The organism is Streptomyces sp. NPDC050263, from assembly GCF_040655955.1.
Taxonomy (GTDB): domain Bacteria; phylum Actinomycetota; class Actinomycetes; order Streptomycetales; family Streptomycetaceae; genus Streptomyces.
Genome location: NZ_JBFAKW010000114.1, coordinates 22274 through 31638, shown reverse-complemented (window position 1 = coordinate 31638; position 9365 = coordinate 22274). Strand labels below are relative to the sequence as shown.

General features: G+C 72.4%; 10 protein-coding genes. 5 read left to right on the top strand and 5 right to left on the bottom strand.

The window, feature by feature from the left end; all coding sequences use genetic code 11:
• Positions 1 to 66: 66 nt before the first annotated feature.
• Positions 67 to 261, bottom strand: coding sequence for a hypothetical protein (locus AB0J04_RS35555; protein ID WP_363172738.1), 195 nt, complete (start codon positions 259 to 261; stop codon positions 67 to 69).
• A gap of 229 nt (positions 262 to 490) precedes the next feature.
• On the opposite strand from AB0J04_RS35555, the gene AB0J04_RS35550 reads away from it, so the two are divergent.
• Entirely contained in the window at positions 491 to 1438 is a 948-nt protein-coding gene (locus AB0J04_RS35550) for an ADP-ribosylglycohydrolase family protein (RefSeq protein WP_363172737.1), read from the top strand.
• A 47-nt stretch (positions 1439 to 1485) separates the two neighbouring features.
• Here AB0J04_RS35550 and AB0J04_RS35545 read toward each other — a convergent pair whose 3' ends face one another.
• The gene (locus AB0J04_RS35545) at positions 1486 to 2463 is read right to left on the bottom strand and encodes an ROK family protein (protein ID WP_363172736.1); all 978 of its coding nucleotides are present in this window, start codon (positions 2461 to 2463) and stop codon (positions 1486 to 1488) included.
• A gap of 235 nt (positions 2464 to 2698) precedes the next feature.
• On the opposite strand from AB0J04_RS35545, the gene AB0J04_RS35540 reads away from it, so the two are divergent.
• The 3 genes from AB0J04_RS35540 (at position 2699) to AB0J04_RS35530 (ending at position 4957) form a co-directional block, all read left to right on the top strand.
• Complete coding sequence (locus AB0J04_RS35540) at positions 2699 to 3736, top strand: LacI family DNA-binding transcriptional regulator (protein ID WP_363172735.1); 1038 nt, start codon at positions 2699 to 2701, stop codon at positions 3734 to 3736.
• Positions 3737 to 3743: 7 nt separating this feature from the next.
• Positions 3744 to 4481: a hypothetical protein gene (locus tag AB0J04_RS35535; protein WP_363172734.1), complete on the top strand. Its 738-nt coding sequence runs from the start codon at positions 3744 to 3746 to the stop codon at positions 4479 to 4481.
• An 86-nt stretch (positions 4482 to 4567) separates the two neighbouring features.
• On the top strand, positions 4568 to 4957 hold the full coding sequence (locus AB0J04_RS35530) for a VOC family protein (RefSeq protein ID WP_363172733.1): 390 nt from the start codon (positions 4568 to 4570) through the stop codon (positions 4955 to 4957).
• A 64-nt stretch (positions 4958 to 5021) separates the two neighbouring features.
• Here the strand turns inward: AB0J04_RS35530 and AB0J04_RS35525 are convergent, their stop codons facing one another.
• Positions 5022 to 6326 (bottom strand): aldolase/citrate lyase family protein, encoded by a 1305-nt coding sequence (locus tag AB0J04_RS35525; protein ID WP_363172732.1) that lies wholly within the window; start codon positions 6324 to 6326, stop codon positions 5022 to 5024.
• Between the two features lie 178 nt (positions 6327 to 6504).
• Here AB0J04_RS35525 and AB0J04_RS35520 point away from each other — a divergent pair, with 178 nt between their 5' ends.
• A complete protein-coding gene (locus tag AB0J04_RS35520; RefSeq protein ID WP_363172731.1) occupies positions 6505 to 7431 on the top strand; it encodes an endonuclease/exonuclease/phosphatase family protein in 927 nt (308 codons plus the stop codon).
• Between the two features lie 64 nt (positions 7432 to 7495).
• On the opposite strand, the gene AB0J04_RS35515 is transcribed toward AB0J04_RS35520, so the two are convergent.
• Positions 7496 to 8458 (bottom strand): electron transfer flavoprotein subunit alpha/FixB family protein, encoded by a 963-nt coding sequence (locus AB0J04_RS35515; RefSeq protein WP_363172730.1) that lies wholly within the window; start codon positions 8456 to 8458, stop codon positions 7496 to 7498.
• 50 nt (positions 8459 to 8508) lie between these two features.
• Positions 8509 to 9297 (bottom strand): electron transfer flavoprotein subunit beta/FixA family protein, encoded by a 789-nt coding sequence (locus tag AB0J04_RS35510; RefSeq protein ID WP_363172729.1) that lies wholly within the window; start codon positions 9295 to 9297, stop codon positions 8509 to 8511.
• Between the last annotated feature and the right edge of the window lie 68 nt (positions 9298 to 9365).

Below are 9365 nucleotides of genomic sequence, written 5' to 3'. Positions count from 1 at the left end.
CACCCCTGGGCGGGGTGCCGGCGCCACGGCCTCGGGAACGGTCCGCCCGTCGTCGGGCCCGGTCCGTCAGCCGTTCTGCCCCAGTGCGTCGTCGTCGACGGCCAGGCTGTCGCTGGCGATGGTGTGGTCGAGCGTGCTGAGGGTGTCTCCCACGTTCAGTCCCCCGAGGTCCTCACCGCCCAGGCTGTGCGAGGGGGTGATCGCCGCGACGACGAATCCGGTGGCGAGGGAGGCGATGGCGAGCATGCTGCGCTTCTTCATGCGTGGATCAACGGCAGGACCGGGCACCGGGTCACGCGTCGGCCGTCAATCCGTTCGCACGATCGGCCGGACCACGGCGAGAATGCCGTGGCCGCCGACGGTTTCAGGTTTCAGGGCGCCAGGGTTCCAGAACGCCCCGGTTCCAGGCCCCGGTGTCCGAGTTCCACGTACCGAGTTCCACGTACCGAATTCCAGGTACCAAGTTCCACGTTCCAAGGGAGAGTTCGCCATGAGCGGTCCGCAGCATGCCCACGCCAGTCTGGACGGGCTCGTGACGGGCGACGCGTTCGGCGACAGCTGGTTCCTGCGCTCCGACGAGCCCGCCGAGGAGCTTCTGGCGGCACGGGAAGCGCGTCCCGCTCCGTGGCCGTGGACGGACGACTCGGCGATGGCGTTCGTGCTGTTCGCCCACCTCAGGGCGCACGGGGAGGTCCGTCCCGGCGACCTCGCCCGGGAGTTCGCCGCCGAGTACCGCCGCGACCCGGCCCGCAAGTACGGCCCCTCCATGCACGGTGTGATGCGGCGGGTCGCCGCGGGCGAGGACTGGCGGGCGGTGACGACGGGACAGTTCGGCGGACAGGGCTCCTACGGCAACGGCGCGGCGATGCGGGTCGCTCCGCTGGGGGCGTGGTTCCACGGCGACCTGGTCGCGGCCCGCGAGCAGGCCCGGCTGTCCGCGCTGGCCACCCACGCCCATCCGGAGGCGGTCGCGGGCGCGGTGGCCGTGGCGGTCGCCGCCGCGCTGGCCGCCGCCGGCGAGGGTCGGGACGTCCCTCCGCGTGCCGTGTTCCTGCGGGAGGTGGCGGGTCACCTGGCGGACGGCGACGTCCGCTCCGGGCTGCTGGTGGCGGCGGGTCTCCCGGAGCGCACCTCGGTGCGCCACGCGGCGTCCGTGCTGGGCTCGGGGACGCTGATCTCCGCTCCGGACACGGTGCCGTTCGCCCTCTGGTCCGCCGCGGGGCACCTGGACGACCTGCCGGAGGCCCTGTGGCAGACCGTGGGCGGGTGGGGCGACCGCGACACGACCTGCGCCATCGTGGGAGGCGTCGTCGCGGCCCGCACCGGCGCCGCCGGCGTCCCGGCGGCCTGGCGCGAGGCCCGTGAGGACATCCCCGCCGACAGCGGCTGGAACGCCCTCACGGCGGTCGGCGGGACCGGTCCCCTCGGCCCTCGGTGACCCCCGCGCCGGAACGTTCCCCCAGGAGCCTCGCGCACCTCGGGCCCTCAGACCCCCGCGGCCGCGGCCCCCGCCCCCGTCCGCCCGGTCCGCCCGGCCTGTCCCGTCAAGGCCGCCGCGGCCGCCCCCACCAGCCCCGCGTCCGTGCCCATCTGGGCGGGCGTCACCGTCAGGCGCCGGACGAAGGAGAGGGTCGCGTAGTCGAGCAGGGCACGGCGCAGGGGGGCGAAGAGGACCTCGCCCGCCTTGCCCACGCCCCCGCCGATCACCGCGATGTCGATCTCGACAAGCGTCGCGGTGGCCGCGATGCCGGCCGCCAGGGCCTGGGCGGCCCGCTCGAAGGAGGCCACGGCGACCGGGTCGCCGGCGCGGGCGGCGGCGGCCACCGCGGCCGCCGAGACGTCGTCCACGGCGCCGGGCCGCCAACCGTTCTCCAGGGCCCGGCGGGCGATGTTGGGGCCGCTGGCGATGCGTTCCACACAGCCGCGCCCGCCGCACGGGCAGGCGTCGCCGTCGAGGTCGACGCTGATGTGGCCGATGTGACCCGCGTTGCCGGTGGGACCGGGGTGCAGCCGGCCGCCGAGGACCAGGCCGCCGCCGACGCCGGTGGAGACCACCATGCACAGCGCGTTGTCGTGGCCGCGGGCGGCGCCCTGCCAGTGTTCGGCCGCCGTGATCGCCACGCCGTCGCCGATCAGCTCGACCGGAAGGTTCCCGGTCACCGCCCGGACCCGGTCGACCAGCGGAAAGTCGCGCCAGCCGGGCACGTTCACCGGGCTGACCGTGCCCGCGGAGGCGTCCACGGGTCCGGCGCTGCCGATGCCGACGGCGTGCACACGCTCCCACAGCGGCGACCCGGTCAGCTCCCTCGACACCTCCTCGACGGCCCGCATCACGGTGTCGCCGTTCTCCTGTGCGGGCGTGGGGCGCTGCGCGCGGGCCAGGATCGTGCCGTCGCCGTCCACCAGCGCTCCGGCGATCTTGGTGCCGCCGATGTCGAGCGCGGCCACGAGGTCGGTGTGCATCAGTCTGGGTACTCCCGGTCCACCATGAAGAAAGGGCTGGCCGGTCCAGCGGTTGGGGGACGCGGGCCGGAGATTGCGGTGGACAGTGTCTCCCGCATCTGACAACGTTGTCCAGGCTCTATGCTCGACGCCACATCCTCATACAAACCCTGGGACCCACGCACCTCCGTGCGCAACATTTCGTGGACGGCGTGCCTGACAGGCCTCCGGGGACGACAGGACAGGACACCGCATCGTGCCCGAGACGCAGCGTCGGCCCGAGAGCCGTTACGGCAACCGTCCCACCATGAAGGACGTCGCCGCCCGCGCCGGAGTCGGCCTCAAGACGGTGTCGCGGGTGGTGAACGGCGAGCCGGGGGTGACTCCCGAGACGGAACGGCGGGTCCAGGAGTCCATCGACGCGCTCGGCTTCCGCCGCAACGACAGCGCCCGGGTACTGCGCAAGGGCCGAACGGCCAGCATCGGCCTGGTCCTGGAGGACCTGGCCGACCCGTTCTACGGGCCCCTCAGCCGCGCGGTGGAGGAGGTCGCCCGCGCCCACGGCGCGCTGCTCATCAACGGCTCCAGCGCCGAGGACCCGGACCGGGAGCAGGAACTGGCGCTGGCGCTGTGCGCGCGTCGGGTGGACGGTCTCGTGGTGATCCCGGCCGGGGACGACCACCGGTACCTGGAGCCCGAGATCAAGGCGGGCGTCGCCACGGTCTTCGTGGACCGCCCGGCCGGCCGGATCGAGGCCGACTGCGTGGTGTCGGACAACTTCGGCGGCGCCCGCGAGGGCGTGGCCCACCTCGTCGCGCACGGACACCGCCGGATCGGCTTCATCGGCGACATGCCGCGCATCCACACCGCCGCCGAGCGGCTGCGCGGCTACCGCGCGGCGATGGACGACGCCGGCATACCCGTCGAGGACGCCTGGATGTCCCTGGGCGCCACCGATCCGCTGCGGGTGCGCCGGGCGGCCGAGGAGATGCTGGCGGCGCCCGAACCGGTCACGGCGATCTTCTCGGGCAACAACCGGGTGACGGTCACCGTGATCCGGGTGCTCGCCGAGCGGACCCGCCGGGTCGCCCTGGTGGCCTTCGACGACCTGGAGCTCGCCGACCTGCTCCAGCCGGCGGTCACCGTGGTCGCGCAGGACGCGGCGACCCTCGGCCGTACGGCCGCCGAGCGCCTGTTCCGGCAGCTGGACGGCACCTTGATCGCTCCCGAGCACATCGAACTGCCGACCCGGCTCATCACCCGTGGCTCGGGCGAGCTGCCGCCGGCGGACTGAGGCGCCCATGGACGCCCGCGACGAGCACCGCACGCTGGAGGCGCTGGGCCTGGCCGACGCGCCACGCGACCGTCCGCTGAGCTATCCCGGCGCCTGGCCGGCCGGGTCCGGGCTGCTCGCCGGGGACGAGCTGCTGCCGCTGGACCGGCTGACGCACCCCGGCCGGACCCCGGTGGTGGCCGTCGGCTCCAACGCCAGCCCCGCCCAACTGCGGCACAAGATGGCCGAGTTCGGGATCACCTCCCCGGTCCCGATGGTGAAGGCCCGCGTGACGGGCGTCGACGTGGGCGTGTCGGCGCACATCAGCCGGCTCGGCTACGTGTCCGCCTCCCCCGTCCACGCGCCCGGCGTCACAAGGGAGTTGTTCGTCATCTGGCTGGACGCGGAGCAGCTCGACGTGGTCGATGCGACCGAGCCGAACTACGACCGGGTGCTGCTGCCCGCGCCGGATTACCGGGTCGAGCTGGAGAACGGCGAGGCACTCCTCGACGCGTTCGCGTACGTGAATCATCACGGGGTGCTGCACGACGGCTCCGGCGCCCCGCGCAGCCATCCCGGCCAGCGCGCCCTGATCACCGAACTCCTCGCCGCGTCAGCGGCGTTGAGGCGGTTGTTCGGGGTCTCCCCGGAGGAGTTCTGCGCCCGGGCCCGGGCCGACGCGCGGCGGTGCGAGCGAGGCACCCGACTGTTCGCGGAGGAGAAGCGGGTGACCGCGTCCGGCCTTGAGCAGCTGCGCGTCCGTTAGTGTGTCCGCACGGCATCGCGTGTCGGTCACCGTCCGGGTGAGGCATGGAGGCGCCCGTGAGTTTGCCTTACGGAGGCATTCCACACATGTCAGTCGAGCTCAATCACACGATCGTCCACTCCCGCGACAACCGGGAGTCCGCCGAGTTCCTCGCCCACATCCTGGGACTCGAGGTCGGGGCCGAATGGGGCCCGTTCGTTCCGGTCGACACCGGCAACAAGGTCACCCTGGACTTCGCCACCATCCCGGCGGAGTCCATCGTCATGCAGCACTACGCGTTCCTCGTCTCCGACGAGGAGTTCGACGCCGCCTTCGAGCGGATCAGGCAGGCGGGGATCACGTACTTCGCGGACCCGCACCGCCGACAGCCGGGTGAGATCAACCATGACCACGGCGGCCGGGGCCTGTACTTCATGGATCCGGCCGGGCACGGGATGGAGATCATCACGCGCCCGTACGTCTTCCCCGAGCAGTAGTCGGCCGTCGGAGGTCACCCGCCGGCAGTCGGTAGCCGGGCAGTCGGTAGCCGGTAGCCGCCGGTCAGTGGCCTGAAGCCGTCAGATCGCCTCGTCGAGGTGCCGAGAAGCCCTCCAGGGCCGTCCGGGAGAGTCCGGTCGCGTCGGTCACCTCGGCGAGGTCGAGGGCGCCGCAGTCCAGGCCGCGCAGCAGATAGCCGCTGAGGGCCTTGGCGGTCGCGGGCTCGTCCATGACGTCGCCGCCGGCCCGGTTGGCGTACCGGGAGAGCCGTTCGGCCGCCTGGGCGAAGCCCTCGCGGTAGAAGGCGAAGACGGCCGCGTAGCGGGTGGGGATGTGGCCCGGGTGCATGTCCCAGCCCTGGTAGTAGGCGCGGGCGAGGGCGCGGCGGGTGAGGCCGTAGTGCAGGCGCCAGGCGGCGTGGACCTGCTCGGTCGGGCCGACCGGCAGGACGTTCGTGGAGCCGTCCGAGACGCGCACGCCGGTGCCGGCCGCCGCGACCTGCATGACCGCCTTGGCGTGGTCGGCGGCGGGGTGGTCGCTGGCCTGGTAGGCGGCGGAGACGCCGAGGCAGGCGCTGTAGTCGAAGGTGCCGTAGTGCAGCCCGGCGGCCCGGCCCTGGGCCGCCTGGATCATACGGGCGACGGTCGCGGTGCCGTCGGTGGCGAGGATGGACTGGCTGGTCTCGATCTGGATCTCGAAGCCGAGCCGGCCGGCGTCCAGTCCGCGCGCCTTCTCGAAGGCCTCCAGGAGCGCGACCATGGCCGTGACCTGCTCCGGGTACGTCACCTTCGGGAGAGTGAGGACCAGGCCGTCGGGCAGGCCGCCGTTCTCCATGAGGCCGCTGAGGAAGATGTCGAGGGTGCGGATGCCCCGGTCGCGCACCGCGGCCTCCATGCACTTCATGCGGATGCCCATGTAGGGGGCCGCGGCGCCCTTGGCGTACGCCTCGGCGATCAGCCGGGCCGCGCGGGCGGCCGTCTCGTCCTCCTCCGCGTCCGGGCGGGGGCCGTAGCCGTCCTCGAAGTCGACGCGCAGGTCTTCGACGGGCTCGCGCTCCAGTTTGGCCCGCACGCGCGCGTACACGGGCTCGGCGAGTTCGTCGGACAGCCCGAGGCAGGCGGCGAAGGAGCCCGCGTCGGGGGCGTGCTCGTCGAGGGCGGCGAGGGCCTTGTCGCCCCAGGAGCGGATGGTGTCGGCGGCGAAGGCGTCGCCGGGGACGTAGACGGTGTGGACGGGCTGGCGGGTGCCTGGGTCTCCGGGGTAGCGGCGGTCGAGTTCGGCGTCGACGGGGGCGAGGGAGGCGCTGATCTCCTCGCTGACGGCGCCCGCGAGGCTCGTCGTGACCGTCTCCTGCTGGCCCTGGCCCATGCACACCCTCCAGTTTCCGCTGTACGGAATCAATAATCCGTAGAGTGAAGTTATCTGTGCGGCTTCCGGCGGGTCAACACCCTGTCCACGGCGTGGTCCCTGCGCTCACCGCCACACCGATTCCCTCTTCCGTACAACCGTTCTCCCCTGCATCCTTTCCCACAAGGGGAGGGGATACATGACAGGCACCACGGGGCCCACCCGGCGGGCGGGGCTGCGCACAGCGTTAGCCGCGATGGCGACCTTGCCGCTGCTCGGCACGGCGGGGTCCTCCGCCGCCCGGCACGAGAACCGGACGCGCGGGATCCTTCAGCCGGCGCCCATACCCGTGCCGCCGCTGGAGGTCATGACCTTCAACCTGCGTTACCCGGGCGCCAAGGATGCCAACACCTGGCCGGTCCGCCGTCCGGTGATGCGCGCACTGCTGCGCCGGGCGACTCCGCACGTCATCGGCACCCAGGAGGGTCTGGCGGCCCAACTGCGCGACATCGAGGCCGACCTCGGGCCGCACTACGACTGGATCGCCAAGGGCCGCAGCGTGGACGACCCGGAGGCGGTGGCCGTCTTCTACGACACCCGCCGGCTCGCCCCGGTCGAGCACGCGCACTTCTGGCTCTCGGACACGCCCGAGGTGCTCGGCTCCAACACCTGGGGGGCGGACTACCCCCGCATGGTCACCTGGGTCCGCTTCCGTGATCTGCGGACGCGGCGGGAGTTCTACCTGTACAACACCCATCTCGACAACGCCAGCCAGTACGCGCGCGTGCGCTCCGCCGACCTGATCGCCGCCCGGCTCGCCCGCCTGGACCGCTCCCTGCCGCTGCTGCTGACCGGTGACTTCAACGCCGTCGCGCACGGCAATCCGGTCTACGACCGGCTGTTGGCCGCCGGTCTGGTGGACACCTGGGACACGGCACGCGCGCGTGCCGGGGTGTACGGGACGTTCACCGGGTACCGGCCGCTCGTACCGGGCGGGGACCGCATCGACTGGATCCTGGCGACACCGGGCGTCACGGTCCACCGGGAGTGGACCGACACCTTCACCCTGGACGGCCGGTACCCGAGCGACCATCTGCCGGTGCAGGCCTCCCTGACCCTGGGATGAGCGAAGGCCCCCGCGACCGGCAGGGTCACGAGGGCCTTCACTCAGTCGTACGACTGTCGGGCGATCAGCCCTTACGGGTGTTGATCTCCTCGGTGAGCTGCGGCACGACGTCGAACAGGTCGCCGACGACGCCGTAGTCGACGAGGTCGAAGATCGGGGCCTCGGCGTCCTTGTTGACGGCCACGATGGTCTTCGAGGTCTGCATGCCGGCGCGGTGCTGGATGGCGCCGGAGATGCCGTTGGCGATGTAGAGCTGCGGCGAGACGGACTTGCCGGTCTGGCCGACCTGGTTGGTGTGCGGGTACCAGCCCGCGTCCACCGCGGCACGCGAGGCGCCGACGGCCGCGCCGAGGGAGTCGGCGAGGGCCTCGATGATCGCGAAGTTCTCCGCGCCGTTGACGCCACGGCCGCCGGAGACGACGATCGCGGCCTCGGTCAGCTCCGGACGCCCGGTCGACTCGCGCGGGGTACGGCCGGTGACCTTGGTGCCGGTGGCCTGGGCCGAGAAGGTGACGGCGAGGGCCTCGACGGCGCCCGCGGCCGGGGCGGCCTCGACGGCGGCCGAGTTCGGCTTCACGGTGATGACCGGGGTGCCCTTGGAGACACGGGACTTGGTGGTGAAGGACGCGGCGAACACCGACTGGGTGGCCACCGGGCCTTCGTCGCCGGCCTCGAGGTCGACGGCGTCGGTGATGATGCCGGAGCCGATGCGCAGCGCGAGGCGGGCGGCGATCTCCTTGCCCTCCGCGGAGGACGGGACCAGGACGGCGGCCGGGGAGACAGCGGCGACGGCGGCCTGGAGCGCGTCCACCTTCGGTACGACGAGGTAGTCGGCGTACTCGGACGCGTCGTGCGTCAGGACCTTGGCGGCGCCGTGCTCGGCCAGCGCGGCGGCGGTGTTCTCGGCGCCCGGGCCGAGGGCGACGGCGACCGGCTCGCCGATGCGGCGGGCCAGCGTCAGCAGCTCCAGGGTGGGCTTGCGGACGGCGCCGTCCACGTGGTCGACGTAGACGAGGACTTCAGCCATGGGATTGCTCTCCTGCGAAACGAAGTTGAGGGGCGGTCTGCGAGGGGCCTTTAGATGAACTTCTGGCCCGCGAGGAACTCAGCGAGCTGCTTGCCGCCCTCGCCCTCGTCCTTGACGATCGTGCCCGCGGTGCGGGCGGGACGCTCGGTCGCGGTGTCGACCGCGGTCCACGCGCCCTCGAGACCGACCTCGTCGGCCTCCAGGTCCAGGTCGGAGATGTCCCAGGCCTGAACCGGCTTCTTCTTGGCCGCCATGATGCCCTTGAAGGACGGGTAACGCGCCTCGCCCGACTGGTCGGTGACCGACACGACGGCCGGCAGGGATGCCTCGAGCCGCTCCGAGGCGGCGTCGCCGTCGCGGCGGCCCTTGACGGTGCCGTCCTCGACGGAGACCTCGGAGAGCAGGGTGACCTGCGGGACGCCCAGGCGCTCGGCGAGGAGGGCCGGGACGATGCCGGCGGTGCCGTCGGTGGAGGCCATGCCGGAGATGACCAGGTCGTAGCCGGCCTTCTCGATGGCCTTGGCCAGCACCAGGGAGGTGCCGATGGCGTCGGTGCCGTGCAGGTCGTCGTCCTCGACGTGGATCGCCTTGTCGGCGCCCATGGACAGGGCCTTGCGGAGCGCGTCCTTGGCGTCCTCGGGGCCCACCGTCAGGACGGTGATCTCCACGTCGTCGTCGGAGTTCTCGGAGATCTGCAGCGCCTGCTCGACCGCGTACTCGTCGAGCTCGGAGAGCAGACCGTCCACGTCGTCCCGGTCGACGGTCAGGTCATCGGCGAAGTGCCGGTCGCCAGTGGCGTCGGGCACAAACTTCACAGTGACAACGATCCTCAAGCTCACGCCGGCTCTCCTACTGCATCGTCAGTTCTTCGGCTGCCTTCTTCCAGGCAGCATAGGTGCCACAAGCG

Bases quoted from the DNA above. Each gene is read 5' to 3' on its own strand.
- AB0J04_RS35555 (WP_363172738.1), bottom strand. From the start codon at position 261: ATGAAGAAGCGCAGCATGCTCGCCATCGCCTCCCTCGCCACCGGATTC.
- AB0J04_RS35550 (WP_363172737.1), top strand. From the start codon at position 491: ATGAGCGGTCCGCAGCATGCCCACGCCAGTCTGGACGGGCTCGTGACG.
- AB0J04_RS35545 (WP_363172736.1), bottom strand. From the start codon at position 2,463: ATGCACACCGACCTCGTGGCCGCGCTCGACATCGGCGGCACCAAGATC.
- AB0J04_RS35535 (WP_363172734.1), top strand. From the start codon at position 3,744: ATGGACGCCCGCGACGAGCACCGCACGCTGGAGGCGCTGGGCCTGGCC.
- AB0J04_RS35530 (WP_363172733.1), top strand. From the start codon at position 4,568: ATGTCAGTCGAGCTCAATCACACGATCGTCCACTCCCGCGACAACCGG.
- AB0J04_RS35525 (WP_363172732.1), bottom strand. From the start codon at position 6,326: ATGGGCCAGGGCCAGCAGGAGACGGTCACGACGAGCCTCGCGGGCGCC.
- AB0J04_RS35520 (WP_363172731.1), top strand. From the start codon at position 6,505: ATGACAGGCACCACGGGGCCCACCCGGCGGGCGGGGCTGCGCACAGCG.
- AB0J04_RS35515 (WP_363172730.1), bottom strand. From the start codon at position 8,458: ATGGCTGAAGTCCTCGTCTACGTCGACCACGTGGACGGCGCCGTCCGC.